The following is a 17,025-nucleotide window of genomic DNA, read 5'->3' on the forward strand; positions in this document are numbered from 1 at the left end:
TGTTTGAGATCTTACGCCGATAACGACTACCCTGCCGATCATAAGCCCGACTGGTCGATCATTTCTGGTCTGTGGCCGTATCTTCTGGAATTCAGGGGGCGGGTCGCGTTGGCTATGGCGATGTTGGTGCTGGCCAAGCTGGCCACCGTCGCCACGCCGGTCGCCCTGAAATACATCGTCGATTACCTGGACCAGAATCGCGGCGCAGACATGCTGTTGTGGCTTCCCATCATCCTGGTGGTGGCCTATGGCAGCCTGCGCTTTGGAGCGACACTGTTCAGCGAACTGCGGGATGCCGTGTTTGCCCGGGTGGCGGAACGGGCTATGCGGCGGGTGTCTTTGCGAGTGTTTGAACACCTGCATCAGCGCGAGCTGGGTTTTCACCTGGACCGAAAAACCGGTGGCCTGGCCCGTGACATTGAACGGGGTACCAACGGCATCAGCTTCCTGCTGCGCTTTACCCTGTTCAACATTGTGCCCACCATCCTGGAAATCCTGCTAGTAGCGGCCATCTTGCTGGTGGTGTTTAACGTCGGCTACGTCCTCGCCATTCTGGTGGCGGTGGTGGTGTATGTGGTGTTCTCCATCAAAATCACCGAGTGGCGAACCAAGTTCGTGCGGGAAGCCAACGCAAGGGACAACCAGTCCAACTCCCGGGCCATCGACAGCCTGCTGAACTATGAAACCGTCAAATACTTCAACAACGAACGCTACGAAGCCGAACTCTACGACCAGGACCTGGACGAGTGGGAAAAGGCCCGGCTGAAGAACCGATTGTCTCTGGCCACCCTGAACGCCGGCCAGGCCTTGATCATTGGTGTGGCACTGATCGTGATCATGGCGATGGCGGTCGGCGAAGTAGCCAGTGGAGAGATAACCCTGGGCGATTTCACCATGATCAACGCCTACCTTCTGCAGTTGTTCATTCCCCTGAACGCCCTGGGCTTTGTCTACCGGGAAATTCGCCAAGCCCTGGTGAACGTGGAGCGCCTATTCAAACTGCTGGGGGATCAACCCGCCATCCAGGACGCAGCGGATGCCAAGCCCCTGACTGTGGATAACGGCGAGGTACGGTTCGAGCACATCCATTTCTCCTACCGGCCAGACCGCCCCATTCTGCAGGATGTGAACTTCACCATTCCCGCCGGCCACACCGTGGCGGTGGTGGGCGCCAGCGGTGCCGGCAAATCTACCCTCGCCCGCTTGCTGTTCCGGTTCTATGAGGTGGATAACGGTTCCATACGGATTGATGGTCAGGATATCCGGACGGTCACTCAGGATTCCCTGCGTTCGGCTATTGGTGTGGTGCCGCAAGACACCGTGCTATTCAACGACACGCTGTATAGCAACCTCGCCTACGGCCGCCCCGAAGCGACCGAGGAAGAAGTCTACCGGGCCGCCCGCATGGCCCATCTGGAGAACTTTATCCACAGCCTGCCAGAAGGTTACGACACCAAGGTGGGCGAGCGAGGGCTGAAGTTGTCCGGTGGCGAAAAGCAGCGGGTGGCCATTGCCCGGGTGATCCTGAAGAACCCACCATTACTGATCTTGGATGAGGCGACCTCGTCGTTGGATTCGTTATCCGAACAGGCGATTCTGGGGGCCTTGAAAGAAGTCAGTCGCCAGCGTACCACTCTGGTAATTGCTCACCGGCTGTCTACTATTCGAGACGCCAATACCATTCTGGTGATGGACGGTGGCAGGATTGTGGAAAGTGGTAGTCACAACGAATTGTTGGCTTTCGGTGGTCACTACGCCAATCTGTGGGAGCAGCAGCACCGGAGTGAGGATAATTGAAAAGTTAGGGGTTCGGCGGGGGAGGCCTTTCCAAAACCTTGCGGAGCCAGGGATGGCGGAGCAGAGCGTACAGGGATGTATTTACAGCGTGTTTTGGAAAGGCCTCCCCCGCCGAATCCCGGGACCCTTACTCCGTTAACCGAAGCGCCAAACCAGACGCCCGCACCACCTGTTGCCCCACACTGTCTTTGAACACCTGCGCATCGCCGGTAATCAGGCTAAACCAGTTCTTTGCCCGGGTAATGCCGGTGTATACCAGCTCTTTGGTGAGCACCGGGCTGAGGCGATCTGGTAGCACCAGGCAGGTGTGGTTGAACTCCGAGCCCTGGGATTTGTGCACGGTCATAGCGTAAACGGTTTCCAGTTGCTGCAGACGACTGGGGGAAATCCAGCGGATGCCGCCGGTGCTGTCACCACTCGGGAAGGCCACCCGCAAGGTGTCTTTTGGCTCACCAGTGGCGGTCCTGTCCCAGGGCACACTGAAAGTGATACCGATGTCCCCGTTCATCAGGCCCAGGTTGTAGTCGTTGCCGGTGACCAGTACCGGCCGGCCGGCATACCAGCCTTCGGTTTTGTCGATCAGTTTCTCCGCCAGCAGCTTTTGGGCGATTTGCTGGTTTAAGCCTTCCACGCCCCAGGGGCCTCTTCGTAATGCACACAGTACCTGGAAGTCGTTGAAGGCTTCCAGCACGTTTGAGGCGTGGGCATCCCAGGCTTCCCGGGGACTGTCGGCGGTTAAACTGGAGCTGTGGATAACTTCCAGGTAATGGCGATAACCCACTGGCGGTGGCAGTACCTTTCCATTCACCACCCGCCCCTGCCCGGCGTTGAGGAAGCTCTCCGGGGTGCCGGTGATGGCGTGGCGGCAGATCAGCTCAAGCGTCTGTTCCGGGGCGGGTTTCGGGGTGTGGCCGTTCAGCCAAATGACATCCTCAAACTCGGCGTCACGAATTTGCTTGAGCACGGTGCTCGTCAGGGCGTTGGTATTAACGGCTTCTGCTAACTGCCGGATACCGCTGTCCTGTCCGAAACGATAGCTCTTGCGCAGCATGGCCACGGCTTGGTCGAGTGGCTGGCCTGAGTTATCCACAAGGCTGGCCGGTACCTGGGCGCCGGTGATGGCGGCCAGCCAGCTGGCGGTGTCCGGGGTGTAGTGGGCGTCGAAGGCCCGCTGGCACAGCTCGCCCAGCACCGCGCCGGCATCCACCGAGGCCAACTGGTCTTTGTCGCCCAGCAGGATCAGCTGGGCGCTGGCGGGCAGGGCGTCGAACACCGAGGCCATCAGGTCGACATCCACCATGGAGGCTTCGTCGATCACCAGGATATCCACCAGCAGCGGGTTGTCCTGGTTGTTGCGGAACTGGCGGGTGTCGGGCCGGCTGCCCAGCAATCGGTGCAATGTGGTGACCTTGGTGGGAATATCGTCCAGTTGCACGGCGCCGGGCAGGCCTGCCAGTGGCAGTTTGCTGACGGCGCCGCCAATGGATTCGTTCAGGCGGGCGGCGGCCTTGCCGGTGGGCGCCGCCAGGCGAATACGGTACTTACGCCCTGCCCGTTCGGGGCTTTCCCCGGCCACCGCCTGCAGGGCCGCCAGAAGATTCACTACCGTGGTGGTCTTGCCGGTACCCGGTCCGCCGGTGATCACCGCAAAGCGGTTCCGGGCGGCCAGGGCGCAGGCCAGTTTCTGATAATCCACCGCGTTGGTTGAACGGAACAGTTTGTTCAGCGCCTTTGACAGGGTCTGCGCCGCAGGTGATTGCGGGTCGGCCAGGGGCGAGGGCAGCGCCAGCCGTTGCTGGATGCCCTCGGCAATGCGCTGCTCATAGCGCCAGAACCGGCGCAGGTACAACCGGGTGCCGTTGAGTACCAGCGGTGCAGGCACGGAGCCGTCACTGACCGCCAGTGAGCCTTGCAGGGCAGCAAGGCAATCGGCCAGTTGCACCCGGGCCAGCAGCTCCTGTGGATAAATCCCTTGCAGGTTGGCCACCTCGGCTTCGGACAAACCGGTATGGGTCGGTTCTTCCGGCGGCAGCGCCAACGTATGGCCTGCATCGGCCAGTAGCGTGGCCAGGTCGATGCACACGTGGCCCCGGCCCACCTGATGGGAGGTCAGCGCCGCCAACAGCAGCACCAGCGGCTGCGGGCTTTCGCCCTGCTCTTCGCTGAGTTCCCGGATCAGCCGGGCAAAGCCGGTATCCAGCGGGCGAATCCAGCCGGCCTGTTGCCATTGCCCTAACAGGGCCTCGGTTTCGTTCGGGCTGGCCAGGAGGTGTGAGTTATCCACAGTCTCCCGCGATTCCGTGGCCGCCGGGTTCAGCGGTGCGTCGTCGCCCAGGTCCAGGGCAAACTGGTTTTCAGTGTTGCGGGTACGGCTCATGCGGCCACCTCCCCGGACACCGGCTCGCCATCGAACAGGGCATCCAGTTGTTCAATCAGCGCTCTGGGTGGCTTGTCGGTAAACGCCCCGCCGCTGGCGGAATTCACCCCGCGCAGGAACAGGTATACCGCGCCGCCGATGTGCTGGTCGTAGTCGTAATGCGGCAGCCGGGCTTTCAGCAACCGGTGCAGGGCCAGCAGGTAGAGGATGTATTGCAGGTCATAGCGTTTGTCCAGAATCGCCTGGCCCATGGCCTGGTCGGTGTAGGCGTCGTCGTCCTCGCCCAGAGCATTGGATTTGTAGTCCAGCACGTAATACTGCCCCTTGTGTTCAAACACCAGGTCGATAAAGCCCTTGAGCATGCCGTTGAAGCGGTTGGCCTCAGCCCGGGGCCGATCGGCGCCGTTCAGGGTATAACGGTTGACCAGGGCATCCAGTTGCCGGATGCTGACGTTGCGGCTTTCAAACCAGAATTCCAGTTCCGGGCGCAGGCTGCCGAGTTGCGCCAGGCTGGCGCTTTGTTGCCCTTCCCGGTCCAGCTTCAGCGGTTTCCGGATCAGCGCCAGCAGCCACTGTTGCAGGGGTTCCACCCAGTCGCCCCAACCCCGGGTGCCACAACGGCGGTCCAGCTGTTCATGCAGCAGTTCGGGGTTATCCACAACCCGCTGGAAGCCCTGGGCTGTGCACCACTCCAGCAATTCGTGCAGGAAGGTGCCGGGGCCGGCGCCCTTGGGGAAATGGTGGTGGTTGCGTATGGCGGGCACGGCGGGTGCCTCTTCCACATGCTCCTGGGCGCTTTCTTCCAGCAGGTTCTGGGTCTGGGCGTCTTCCACCTCGCCGGTGAACGTAATGCCGGTACCTGCCATGCCGGTGTATTCAATGGTGGAGTAACTGGCAATCCACCAGTCTTCCTTCGCTTCCCGGGTGGAGACCAGCGCTGGCCCCAGGGCTTCCGGGGCGGTTTCGGTGAATATCGTGCTTTCGGCTTCCGGCAGCGGGGTAATCCGGATGTCCGGGCGGCCTTGCGCCAGCGGGGCCAGGGCCTGGCTGATGGGCTGCTCCGGTGTTCCGGCAATGGCGTAGCCCAGGCCACTCTGGTGCCAGTTATCCACAGCCGCTGCGCCCACCCAGGTGGCAAACCGTGCCCGGGTCAGGGCCACGTAGAGTTTGCGGATGTCCTCGCCCAGGCGCTCCTGGTCGGCTTTTTCAATGTCTTCCGGGGTCGGGTCGAACACCGTCACCAGCTTGCCGGTGTCGTCGTGGTAGCGAACATACGCCTGCTTCGGGCTCTCTGCCCGGAAGGCGGTGCCGAAGGGCAGGAACACCAGCGGGTACTCCAGGCCCTTGGATTTGTGCACGGTGATCACCTTTACCAGCCCGGCGTCGCTTTCCAGGCGCAGGGTGCGGTGTTCGTCCTCTTCGTCTGCCGCCCGCAGGATCTGGGTGAAGTGGTGTACCAGTGCATGTTCGCCGTCCAGTTGCAGGCTGTCCTGCTGCAGCAGTTCGGCAATGTGCAGGATGTCGGTCAATCGGCGCTCGCCATCGGGCCGTTGCAGCAGCTGGCCCGGCACTTCGAAGTCCATCAAAAAGCTGCGCAGCATGGGCAGCACGCCCTGGCTTTGCCATTGCTGCTGGTAACCCTGAAAGCGCTCGATTTCCCGTTCCAGCACCAGCTCGTCGGTCAGCAGCCGATCCAGCGCTTGCCAGCTCTGGCCCAGGGTCGGCGTCGCCAGGGCGGCGCGGATGAAGGCCAGTTGCCGGGGTTCGGCGAAGGCGCGCAGCCAGCACAACACTTCTTTGGCTTCCCGGGAAGTCAGCACCGAATCCCGGTCCGACAGATACACGCTTTTGATGCGCCGGCGGCCAAGGGCGTCGCGCACCGCAGCCGCTTCGTTGCGGTTGTTCACCAGCACGGCGATGTCTTTGGGTTCGACGGGCTCCAGGTCAGTCGGGTTATCTGGCAGGACAAAGCCTGCCTGCCCGGCCTGGCCCAGGGTCAGCAGCCGGGCAATCTCGCTGGCGCAGGTTTCGGCCACCTCGGCGGTGGCGGCGCCTTTGGCGAGGCCTTTGGGGTTGCCATCCTTGTCGGTTTCATCGGATTCGTGGGTCCAGAACATCAGGCTGGGTTGGATTTCGCCCTGCACCGCCCACAGGCGTTTGGTGCCGTTGGCATCCACGCCCTGGAACGGCAGTGGCGTGCTGTCCCCTTTGCCGAACAGGAAGGCGCCTTTCGGGCTGTGCTGGTCGCTGTACTCGAACACCCGGTTGACGGCGCTGACCATAGTCTTGGCGGAGCGGAAGTTGGTGCCCAGGGTGTAAGTGCGGGCCTGCACACCCAGCCGGGCCTGCAGGTAGGTGTGGATATCGGCGCCCCGGAAGCCGTAGATGGCCTGTTTCGGGTCACCGATCATCAGCAGGCAGGTGTTGGCGCTGTTGTCCTGTACCGCGTAGATCCGGTTAAAGATGCGGTACTGCACCGGGTCGGTGTCCTGGAATTCGTCGATCAGCGCCACCGGAAACTGGCGGCGGATGGTGGCGGCCAGTTGGTCGCCCCGGGGGCCATGCAGGGCGTCGTCCAGGCGGGTGAGCAGGTCATCAAAGCCCATTTCCGAGCGTTGCTGCTTTTCCGCTTCCAGCCGCTCGGCAATCCAGTGGCTGGCGTGGCGCAGGATGTCGGACTTGGCGCTGGGCTGGTTCTGGCCGAATTCCAGCAAGGCTTCGATGGCGTCAAAGGCCGGGTGCTGAGGCGCCGGGTCGTCCCCTTTCAGGATGTTGTCCAGGCCCTCGGGTGTCTGGTTCTTGTAACCGGCGGCGCTGTCCAGTTTATCCGGCAGCAGCTCGTCGGATTCAGCCCAGGCGATCAGGAACTCCCACACCTTGAGCATGGCGTTCTTGCTGCCACCGTGCAGGCGTTTGCCTTTGTTCAGGTCGTTCAACAGGTCGGTAACTTCCTGCTGCCACTGGCCCCAGGGGTGGGCTTTCAGTTCACTGGCCCGTGCCAGCCGTTCGCTGACCACCTGGTTGATGGCCAGGTGCACGTTCTCTGGAGGGTTACCCAGGGCCTCTGGATCGTCGATCAGGTTACGCACCGCCTTGCGCAGGTCGGTGGGGGTTTTCCAGTGGCTCAGGGCTTCGTCCATCAGCGCCGGCGGCAACGGATAAACAAACGTGCGCCAGTAGTCCCGGGCCACGTCGTCCAGCAGTTCGCTCTGGTCGGTTTCCAGGGTGAGCTTGAACAGGCTGCCGCTGTCGAAGGCGTGTTCGCTGAGCATACGATTGCAGAAACCGTGAATGGTAGACACCGCGGCTTCGTCCATCCATTCGGCGGCCAGCAGCAGCTTCTTGCGGCAGTCGGGCCAACTGGCCGGGTCCGGGTAGCTGTCATCCCGCAGCTTGTGGATAAGTGCGGTTTCCGGGGGGGGTTCGAGGTGGTCAGCGGCTTCGGAAAATACCTCGGCGGCCTGGGTCAGCCGGGTGCGGATGCGGTCCCGCAGCTCCTTGGTGGCGGCGTCGGTAAAGGTCACCACCAGCAGGTTCGGCGGCAGCAAGTTCTGCAGCGGGCTGTCTTCTGCCTGGCCATGGCCCAGCACCAGGCGCACATACAGGATGGCGATGGTGAAGGTTTTGCCGGTGCCGGCGCTGGCTTCGATCAGGGCACTGCCGTTCAGTGGCAGGGCCAGCGGGTCCAGGTTCGGGTTTCGATTGGTCATCTGGTCGGTCATTCCATGCTCCCGATTTGATCCGCCGCCGACTTGCCCTGTTCGGCTTCCCATAAGGGGACATAAAGCTGGTGCAGCAGGGCTTCAAACTCGCCGCTGGCCATCAGCGCCTCGGGGCTTTCGAAGGCACCCAGCAGGTAGCCGGTGTCCCGGTCCAGGGCAGTGGCGTAGGCCTGTTCTGCCTCACTGATGGCCCGTTCGTGGTCGCCGACGAATTTCTTGCCACCGTAGTAGCTGGTGATCCAGGCAAAGCCGGACTCGCAGTGCAATGGCAGGGCTCGGGTGGTGGCTTCCATCCAACGGCTGACGATGGCTTCGACGTATTGTCGTGCCTGCTCCGGGGCGATGACCGGGAAGTGGAATTTGCGGCCTTCTTCCTTACCGAGGATCAGGGTTTCAAAGGGCTGGCCGCTGAGTTGGCCGGCCAGGTGAATCAGCCAGTCCCGCAGCAGGTTGGCGTAGCGCACTTTTTTCGAGTAACCGGAGCCGGTGAGCAGGCCGGAACTGGCAATCACCAGGCGGCAAAATTGCCCTTGTGGATTACAGCGCAGGTTGTCGATTAAATCCGCCACCTCAACCGAGCCAGGATCCCCTGAATAGCGAAACTCGAAGGGTAAAGGTTCGGCCACCACTTCCGGCCATTCCGCCAGGGCGTCTCGATAGCGGTCAAACAGGTCCGGCAACCGGCCGGCCAGTTCCGTGCGCAGGCGATGTTCGGTGACGCCCATACCCAGGTCGCCGCGCCGGGCCATGCGGTCCAGGTTGGTTTCCAGCCGTTCGTGCAACTCTTCCTCGGTAGCGGCTTTCAGCACACTGTGCTGAATCAGTTCGTTATCCAGGCGCCAGCGGTCCAGACCGTTCAGGTCGAAGTTTTCGTTGTCGGTATCCTCGTCTTCCACGTCTTCAAAGCGCACCTGCAGCCGGCGCTGGTAGAAGGTGTCGATGGGCTTTTTCAGAAAGTTTGCCAGATCGTTCAGGCTGATGGGTTCTTCCGGAGCCTGGTATGGCAGGGCTTCCCGGCTCTGCTCAGAGTTATCCACAGCGTGGGCGCTGCGCCATTCCCGTTCGTAGGTGAACAATCCACGGGCCTGCAGCACCTCGGCCAGCGGCCTGGGCCGGGCCTCTTCGCCTTCGCCCACGCCATTGGCTTTCGGGAAGTAGTCCCGGCTGAAGGGTTGCAGCGGGTGCTGGGTGGTCAGGGCTTGGGTAACCGAGCTGTCCGTTTTGCCTGCCACGGCCCACAGGCTGTCCAGGTGGTCATGCAACTGGCCGATGAGTACCGAGGGTGGCCGTTCAGAGTCGTCTTTGATACTGCGCCCTACCCAGCTGATGTACAGCTGTTCCCGGGCGGACAGCAGGGCTTCCAGGAACAGATAGCGGTCGTCTTCCCGGCGGGAACGGTCCCCGGGGCGATAGTCCTGGGCCATCAGGTCGAAATCCACCGGTGGTCGGGAGCGGGGGTAGTCGCCGTCGTTCATACCCAGCAGGCACACCTTGCGGAACGGAATGGCCCGCATCGGCATCAGGGTGGCGAAGTTGACCTTGCCGGCCAGGAAACGCTGGTTCAGACCGCCTTCGTCCAGGCCCTGCAGCAGCACATCCTTGACAATGTTCAGGGGCAGCGGCTGGTGAACAAGGCCTGCGGCGAGGGCATCTTCGAGCCACTGCTCCAGCTGGCGGCGGAAGCGGTTCAGCAACAGCAGGTCCTGGCCTTCCACCTTGTGGAAAAACTGCTCGAGCATGGCGGAGAACAGGGCTTCCCATTGCTCCGGAGTGCGGGTGGTTTGAAGGGCCTGCCACAGGGTTTCCAGCTGGTGCACGAACTCGCCCAGACGCCCCGCCAGGCTGGCTTGTAGGCCGCCAATTTCGCCATAGGGTTCCACCCCACCCCAGGGCTCGTCATCGCCCATGCCGTAGCCCAGCAGCATGGACCGAAGGCCAGACTGCCAGGTGTTGCGATCCAGCTCCGCCGGCAGGTCCAGGCTTTCCCGGTGCTGGCCGTGCAGGCCCCAGCGGATGTTGGCGCCTTCCACCCAGCGCCGGGCCAGGGGAATGTCGTCCTCACTGATATCAAAGCGGTCGCGAATGCCGGGGACTTCCAGCAGGCTGATGATCTCGCTTACGCCAAATCGGCTGCGGGGCAGCGACATCAGGGTTTCCAGGGCAATCAGCACCGGCTCGTGGTGGCGCTGGCCCTGATCGGAAATGGTGAACGGAATGTGGCGCTTGCGGCCCGGTGAATAGCGGCCGAACACGGCCTGGATGTGGGGCGCGTACACATTGATGTCCGGCACCATCACGATCACATCCCGGGGCCGCAGCGTGGGGTCGGCATTGAACGCGGCCAGTAACTGGTCGTGGAGGATTTCCACTTCCCGCTGGGGGCCGTGGGCATCGTGGAACACCACGGAATGGTCACAGGCCAGATCCACCGTGCGCTGCTGCTGGCGGATTTCCTGCAGCGGCGTCAGGTTGTGGATATCGTTCTGCAACTGGTGCAGCAAGCAGGGGTTATCCACATCGCCATGGTCGGTGAAGATGTCGATCTTCTGCCCCGGGGTCTGAAAGCTGGCGCGGTAGTCGTCCGGGTTGTCGAATTCATCCAGCAGGCGGATGTAGTCCCGGCCCTGCTTGCCCCAAGCCGCCAGCAGCGGGTTAGCGTGCTGGTGCAGCTGGTCCGGGTCGTCAATCTGTGACAACACCGGATGCGCGGCGCCCCGTTTGCGTTCGGCTTTTAGCAGTTCCCGGTCGCTGATGATGTCGGCCCAGTAGAACTGGCAGGGGTTGTGAACGCACAGCACCACCTGGCTGAACCGGCTCAGTACGTACAGGGCTTCCAATGCCTGGCGGGGCAGGGACGACACCCCGAACACCACGATGCGTTTGGGCAACCGCGCCGGATTGGCCGGTTCGTGGATGCGCTGGCCTTGTTCCATAAAGCGGGTGTGGATTTGTGAGCGGCTGGTGTGGGCCTCGCTGCCCACGTCCTCTACCAGTTTACGCCAGAGCAACGGCTGCCAGAGGGTTTCCGCATCCAGGGCCTTTTCCTCACCCCGGGCGGTAATCACCACGTCCTTGCCCTGCTCCCAGGCCGCCAGCCAGTCGGCCCGGAACACCTGGTACTGGTCGAACAGGTCGGCTACTTTCTCGGCCAGCTGGAAATTGCGCAGGTCGGTATCGCTGCCGTCCAGGAATCGCGCCAGGGGGGTGAAGGCGTCGTCCTGCCCCACCAGCGCCGGCAGCAAGCGATAAAGCCGCCAGACCAGCCGGGATTTGTCGAAGGGGGACTGTTCCGGAACCTCACCGTCGGGCAACACGGCCCGGTAGGCCTGCCAGATAAAGCGGGCCGGAAACAGGAAATCCATACCCGCGGCAATGCCAAGACCGCCTTCCACACCATCGTCGGTGCGCTTTTCCGCCAGGGCTAGCTTCAGCCACTGGGCAATGCCGTTACTCTGCACCAGAAAGGTCTCGCTCTGCAGCGGCGGCATGGGATTCTGACGGCAGATATAGACCACGGCCCGGCGCAGGTCTTCCAGATGATTGGCGTGTATGGCGTGAAAGCCGGGTTCGATGGTGGATGAGGCCGCCATGGGATTCCTTGTCTGGTGTTCGAGTCAATCCTGATGGTACAGATTACCGTATGTGACCGCAGATGCGGACCCTCGCATTGAGCCTCGGGGCGATTGATTTGGCCTGAGCAGCAACAGTGATGGATCAATCCGCAGCCGCAGTGGTAGCGTATTGATTAAAAGTTGAACAGAATGCGGGTGGTCGTCATGGGGCTTAACATCATTAACATCAAAACCGGCGTTATCCTGACCCTTACGATGGCGTTGGTGCTAGCCCTGGCCTGGTCTTCCAGACCGCTGGCAGACGATGACGCGGATGCCGATATCCAGGATGCCATCCTCAGCCAGATTGAAGCTTTCGCTAATGACGATGAGATTCAGGCCTGGGAGTATGCCTCAGAAGGGATCAAGCGGCGATTCGGCACCTCTGAAGGGTTTCTGGCGATGGTGCGCGAGGCCTACCCCGCCGTTCACAGCGCCACCGCCATCGAGTTTGCCCAGCGGGTGCCCCATGATGGCTTTGATATCCAGGTGGTTCGATTGCAAGGGCCCGAAGGCAAACGCTGGGATGCCTATTACCGCATGGAGATGACGGACGGAGCCTGGAAAATTGCCGGAGTTCGCTTGCAGCCTGCGGACCTGGGTATCTGACGATCTCAGCGTACCCGGAGACAATCCAGCAGCAGGCCCCTGACAATCTGTTTTGAGGCCTCGTCGGCGCAGGAAAAGTCCTGAATGTGCAGCTGTTTTTTTGCCAACAGTCTGGCCAGGCAGTCAGCATCGATACTGATACAAACCTGACCACCAGGCTTCCAATCCAGCCAAGATATCTGTTCCGCCTGCTTCTTTCGGGATGCGTCCGGGATATTGAATAGCATTCCCATAACCCCTCCTTTGCGTTAGTGAGCGACCATTGCCGAACGTTGTGCCCGAGGTGCCAGTGGCGTGGCTGGCCAGTTCAGGTATTCTGCAAAAAAGCTGGCTTGCCGGGAGGTGTCCAGCAGCACTTCAATGCATTGATCGGTGCTGCAGCCGCCGCTGGGACTGCCATAGCAGGGCTCGACTGATTGCAGGCTTTCCAGAGCACTGAACAGCACGTAGTCTGCCGCGTTGTGATCACCACGGTCCCGAAGGGCACGGCACACCAGAATGGCGGAAAGTGTGAGTTCCACGTGCATGCATTCTGGGTGGTCCGCCCTGGCCAGACAGGCCAGGTCAAAGGCACTGCCAGTGGCGGCGATCATCTTCTCGGTCTGCTCGGTTTCGCAGAACGTGAAGGCGTATTCCATCCAAAACAGCCATAGATCGTTCTGTTCGTTGATGGAGAGGCGGGCAAACATTTGGCGATGGCGCGGGCAGAGAAATTTCATGGCGTCCTCCTTGTCTTGATGCAAATGATAATAGTTATCATTAGAGGGGTTGGCAAGGCGTGTGATGATTAATTTTTGTGCATGGATTACAGTTCCAGCCCTATGACGACAGAATTCACGGGCCAGCGCCCGCAAACAGCAAACCTTGAAGACCCCCTGTATTACCTCAGCAATATGGACACCATCGTGTCCTGGGTGGCCGATCATCACGCTGATTTGTTGACCGATCGGGAGCGAAACCGGCTGGCGGCGTTTGCCAACCTGGCGACCGGGCCAAGGGCCTTGCTCACGCGGATGGTGATGCGTACCGGTGAGCTGTTCCGGGCCGACAAGCTGCATTATCCGGAACTGCCGGTGCCGGAGGCCGAAGCGCTCAAGTTATTGGTGCAGGAGGGCTGGCTGGATAACTCGCCGGAGCTGAGCCTGGATGATCTGTTCCGGCTGTTTACCCTGGCTGAACTAAGGCCGGTCTTTGGCGGTTGGCTGCACCAACAGGGCCACCCGAAAACGCTGGGAAAAGCTCAGATGCGGGAGTTGCTGGCGGAAGCGTTCAGTGAACCAAAGCCCCTGCAGCACTGGCTGGCAGAGGCAGTCGGTGAACAGGCCCCGGAAGTGGTCCAGCTCCAGGACATGGCCCTGTTCGACCGCATCCGCCTGATGTTTTTCGGCAACCTGCGCCAGAGCTGGACGGACTTTGTGCTGGTGGAACTGGGCGTGCAGCAGTTCGAGCCGGTGCCCTTTACCCCGGAATCTCGCGCCTTTCAGCATCGCTCGGAAGTGGATGGTTACCTGCAAATGCATCAGTGCCGGGAACGGCTTGATCGGGGTGAGCCAGCTACAGAGGTCTGGGCGGATGTACCCGGCCCTGTGGATAACCCCTGGCTCACCAGCCGCCGGGACCGGCTGTTGCTGGAGCTGGGCCGGCAGGCGGAGCGCCAGGGCGAGCAGGAACTGGCATTGCAGGTATGGGCGGCCAGTGGCCACCGGGAAGCGCGACTGAAACAGCTGCGGTTGCTGGAGCGTATGAAGCGTTTTGATGAAGCCTGGGCCATTGTCTGTCAGTGGCGGACCAGTGAGCTGACCGACGCCGAAGCCCAGGGCCTGAACCGCCTGCTGAAACGGCTGGCGCCCAAGGTGGGGGCGGACAAGCCCGAGCCTGTGGATAACCCCACCCTCAGGGAATTCACCCTGACCTTGCCCAAGCCAGACACCGGCACCGTGGAGCTGGCGGCCCTGCGTCATTTGGGCACCGATGACGCGCCGGTGTTCTATGTGGAGAACACCCTGATCAACGCGCTGTTCGGGCTGCTGTGCTGGCCGGTGATCTTCAAGCCCTTGCCTGGCGCCTTCTTCCATCCGTTCCATATCGGCCCGGCAGACCTGACCCGGGAAGACTTTGTGGCCCGGCGCCAGCAGGCTTTTGAAGAGCATTTCGGCCTGCTGAAAACCCATGCCTATAAACAGCACATTCTCGACACCTTCCAGACCAAGCAGGGCATCGCCAATCCCTTCGTGTTCTGGCCGGTACTCGATGAAGAGCTGTTGGAGCTGGCCCTGCACTGCATTCCCCCGCGCCACCTGGAGGCCCTGTTCCGCCGCCTGCTCACCAACATCAAGGAACACCGCAGCGGCTTCCCCGACCTGATCCGGCTGGTGCCGGACGCTGAGCAACCGGAACAGCGCTATGAAATGATCGAGGTAAAAGGCCCCGGCGACCGGCTGCAGGACCACCAGGTTCGCTGGCTGGAGTTCTTCGCCCGTGAAGGCATTCCCGCCAGCGTGTGCTATGTGCGCTGGCAGGGCGATGAGGCAAGCCTGTGAAAGTCGCCGTCCGCACCTTGTGTGAATTCGCGGCCCGCCACGGCGACCTGGACTTCCGCTACACCCCGGCGCCAAGTGCCGAGGAGGGCATTGCCGGCCATCAGGCGATCCAGGCAAAACGCGGTTGTGGCTATAAAAACGAGTATTCACTTACCGGCAACGTGCTGGGGATGGAGCTATCCGGCCGGGCCGATGGCTACCACCCCCATAAGAACCGACTGGAAGAAATCAAAACCCACCGAGGCGATGTGTCCCGCATCCGCCCCCACCAGCGCGCTCTGCATCGGGCCCAGTTAAGGGCCTATGGCGCCCTGCTGTGCCGGCAGGAAAAGCGCAAAAGCGTGGAGCTGGCCCTGGTTTATTACGACACCGGCCGGGACAAGGAAACGGTGCTTACCGAAACCGCCAAAGCCGACGAGCTCTGGCAGGAACTGGAAACCCTGTGTGGCCGCTTTAAAGCCTGGGCCGAGCAGGAAGAGCACCATCGGGATCAGCGTGATGCCCTCTTGGCCACCCTGACCTTTCCTTTCCCGGACTTTCGCCCCCGACAACGGCAACTGGCGGAGACGGTGTACAAGAATTCCGTCAAAGCCGGCACCCTGCTGCTGGAAGCCCCCACGGGCCTGGGCAAAACCCTGGGCACCCTGTTCCCGGCCCTGATGGCGATGCCCGCGGCAAAGCAGGACCGGCTGTACTACCTCACCTGCCGCAACACCGCCCGGCAACTGGCGCTGGATGCTGTGGATAAGTTGCGACACGCCCAGGATGAGCTACAACCCTGGCCGCTGCGCACCCTGGAGTTGGTATCGAAAGACGACGCCTGCGAACACCCGGACAAAGCCTGCCACGGCGAGTCTTGCCCCCTCGCCAAAGGTTTTTTTGATCGCCTGCCTGATGCCCGGGCCGAGGCGGTGCAGAGCAAAGAGCCGCTGAATCAGCAGAATTTGGCGACAATCGCGGCAGGTCACGACATATGCCCCTACTTTCTGGCCCAGGAAATGGCCCGTTGGAGCGATCTGGTGATTGGCGATGTGAACCGGCTGTTCGACCAGTCCGCCCTGCTGCATGGCCTGATTCGGCAGAATAGCTGGCGGGCCAGCGTTTTGGTGGACGAAGCCCACAACCTGGTGGACCGGGCCCGGGGCATGTATTCAGTGCAGCTGGAACAACAGCGGTTATTGAAACTGAAGAAGACCGCCCCGAAACCGGTAAAAGCAGCCCTGGACCGCACCGCCCGGGCCTGGCAGGCGCTGATTCGGGATCACGGTGAGCAGGCGCAGCCGGTGTTCCTGGCCACCCTGCCGCCGCAATTGCTGGGCGCGTTGCAGGCCATGGTTTCCGTGATCACTGACTACCTGGCCGACAACCCGCCAGACCTGGCCCTGCAGGAGGTGATGTTTGAAAGCGTGGCGTTTATGAAACTGGCAGACAGTTTCGGTGATCATTCCCTGTGTGAGTTTCAGCGCAGCGGCCGTGGCCGGGCTAGCCTGACGATCCAGAACCTGATCCCGGCGGATTTCCTCACCGAACGCTTCAAGGCCCCGCACTCGGTACTGCTGTTCTCCGCTACCCTCAGCCCCGGCGTTTATTACCGGGATCTACTTGGCCTGCCGGAAGACGCCCGCTTCACCTCCCTGCCCAGCCCGTTCAGCGCCGAGCAATTGCAGGTGCAGTTCACCCCCGGCATCAGCACCCGACAGGTGCATCGGCAGGCCAGCCTGCAACCCATCGCCGAACTGATCGCCAGACAGTACCGGGAGCGGCCGGGCCAATACCTGGCGTTTTTCAGCAGCTTCAAATACGCCAAAGAAGTGAGTGATGCGCTGGCGGACCAGGCACCGGATATCCCCCAGCGTTCCCAACAGCCGGGCATGAGCCCGGACCAGCGCAGGCAGTTCCTGGCGGAATTTCAGAACCCCGAAGGCAGTGTCGCCTTTGCGGTGCTCGGCGGCGTGTTCAGTGAAGGCATCGACCTGCCCGGCGACCAGCTGATCGGCGCCTTCGTGGCTACCCTGGGCCTGCCGCCCTTCGACCCCTGGCATGAAATCCTCAAAGACCGCCTGCAGCAACGCTTTGGCGAAGGCTACAACTACACCTACCTGATCCCCGGCTTGCAGAAAGTGGCCCAGGCCGCCGGCCGGGTGATCCGCACCCCGGACGACCAGGGCGTGATCTGGCTGATTGATGACCGGTTTCTGCAGCCTCCGGTAAAGCGACTGCTGCCGGGGTGGTGGTTTACCTGAGCAGGCAGTTACGACAGCTATAGTTAGCTGTCGCTGACAGCGACAGGTGTTACAACTCGCTATGGAAAATCTTGTTCGCTTGCTTAGAATCCGTGGCCTTTAATGACAATCCCACCGTTGATCAAG

Annotated in this window: 9 protein-coding genes; 4 read left to right on the plus strand and 5 right to left on the minus strand. The window is 61.7% G+C overall.

Annotation, left to right across the window (positions count from 1 at the left end; translation table 11 throughout):
- Positions 1 to 3: 3 nt before the first annotated feature.
- A complete protein-coding gene (locus ACNSOI_RS00050) occupies positions 4 to 1,797 on the plus strand; it encodes an ABCB family ABC transporter ATP-binding protein/permease (RefSeq protein WP_420194858.1) in 1,794 nt (597 codons plus the stop codon).
- Between the two features lie 127 nt (positions 1,798 to 1,924).
- Here ACNSOI_RS00050 and recD read toward each other — a convergent pair whose 3' ends face one another.
- Genes recD through recC form a run of 3 tightly spaced genes read right to left on the minus strand, consistent with a single transcriptional unit; the run spans position 1,925 to position 11,486 of the window.
- Positions 1,925 to 4,174, minus strand: a complete 2,250-nt coding sequence (gene recD / locus ACNSOI_RS00055) for an exodeoxyribonuclease V subunit alpha (protein ID WP_420194859.1) — start codon at positions 4,172 to 4,174, stop codon at positions 1,925 to 1,927.
- Positions 4,171 to 7,896, minus strand: coding sequence for an exodeoxyribonuclease V subunit beta (gene recB, locus ACNSOI_RS00060; RefSeq protein ID WP_420194860.1), 3,726 nt, complete (start codon positions 7,894 to 7,896; stop codon positions 4,171 to 4,173). Before recB ends, recD begins: the two co-directional genes overlap by 4 nt.
- A complete protein-coding gene (recC, locus tag ACNSOI_RS00065) occupies positions 7,893 to 11,486 on the minus strand; it encodes an exodeoxyribonuclease V subunit gamma (RefSeq protein WP_420194861.1) in 3,594 nt (1,197 codons plus the stop codon). Before recC ends, recB begins: the two co-directional genes overlap by 4 nt.
- 186 nt (positions 11,487 to 11,672) lie before the next feature.
- Between recC and ACNSOI_RS00070 the strand changes: the two genes are divergently transcribed.
- Complete coding sequence (locus tag ACNSOI_RS00070; protein ID WP_420194862.1) at positions 11,673 to 12,116, plus strand: DUF4864 domain-containing protein; 444 nt, start codon at positions 11,673 to 11,675, stop codon at positions 12,114 to 12,116.
- Between the two features lie 5 nt (positions 12,117 to 12,121).
- Here ACNSOI_RS00070 and ACNSOI_RS00075 read toward each other — a convergent pair whose 3' ends face one another.
- Both ACNSOI_RS00075 and ACNSOI_RS00080 read right to left on the minus strand, forming a co-directional pair.
- Positions 12,122 to 12,349, minus strand: coding sequence for a hypothetical protein (locus ACNSOI_RS00075; protein ID WP_420194863.1), 228 nt, complete (start codon positions 12,347 to 12,349; stop codon positions 12,122 to 12,124).
- Positions 12,350 to 12,364: 15 nt separating this feature from the next.
- On the minus strand, positions 12,365 to 12,835 hold the full coding sequence (locus ACNSOI_RS00080) for a hypothetical protein (RefSeq protein ID WP_420194864.1): 471 nt from the start codon (positions 12,833 to 12,835) through the stop codon (positions 12,365 to 12,367).
- A gap of 102 nt (positions 12,836 to 12,937) precedes the next feature.
- On the opposite strand from ACNSOI_RS00080, the gene ACNSOI_RS00085 reads away from it, so the two are divergent.
- Both ACNSOI_RS00085 and ACNSOI_RS00090 read left to right on the plus strand, forming a co-directional pair.
- Complete coding sequence (locus tag ACNSOI_RS00085; protein ID WP_420194865.1) at positions 12,938 to 14,656, plus strand: VRR-NUC domain-containing protein; 1,719 nt, start codon at positions 12,938 to 12,940, stop codon at positions 14,654 to 14,656.
- Entirely contained in the window at positions 14,653 to 16,899 is a 2,247-nt protein-coding gene (locus ACNSOI_RS00090; protein WP_420194866.1) for a helicase C-terminal domain-containing protein, read from the plus strand. The genes ACNSOI_RS00085 and ACNSOI_RS00090 overlap by 4 nt, the downstream gene beginning before the upstream one ends.
- The last annotated feature ends 126 nt before the right edge of the window (positions 16,900 to 17,025 follow it).

Origin of the sequence: Marinobacter sp. GH_1, assembly GCF_048595985.1 — a bacterium.
In the GTDB taxonomy this organism is placed as follows: domain Bacteria; phylum Pseudomonadota; class Gammaproteobacteria; order Pseudomonadales; family Oleiphilaceae; genus Marinobacter; species Marinobacter shengliensis.

What these genes read in the sequence shown, in the direction of transcription:
- recD (WP_420194859.1), bottom strand. Translation starts at nt 4,174, where the DNA reads ATGAGCCGTACCCGCAACACTGAAAACCAGTTTGCCCTGGACCTGGGC.
- recB (WP_420194860.1), bottom strand. Translation starts at nt 7,896, where the DNA reads ATGACCGACCAGATGACCAATCGAAACCCGAACCTGGACCCGCTGGCC.
- recC (WP_420194861.1), bottom strand. Translation starts at nt 11,486, where the DNA reads ATGGCGGCCTCATCCACCATCGAACCCGGCTTTCACGCCATACACGCC.
- ACNSOI_RS00070 (WP_420194862.1), top strand. Translation starts at nt 11,673, where the DNA reads ATGGGGCTTAACATCATTAACATCAAAACCGGCGTTATCCTGACCCTT.
- ACNSOI_RS00075 (WP_420194863.1), bottom strand. Translation starts at nt 12,349, where the DNA reads ATGGGAATGCTATTCAATATCCCGGACGCATCCCGAAAGAAGCAGGCG.
- ACNSOI_RS00080 (WP_420194864.1), bottom strand. Translation starts at nt 12,835, where the DNA reads ATGAAATTTCTCTGCCCGCGCCATCGCCAAATGTTTGCCCGCCTCTCC.
- ACNSOI_RS00085 (WP_420194865.1), top strand. Translation starts at nt 12,938, where the DNA reads ATGACGACAGAATTCACGGGCCAGCGCCCGCAAACAGCAAACCTTGAA.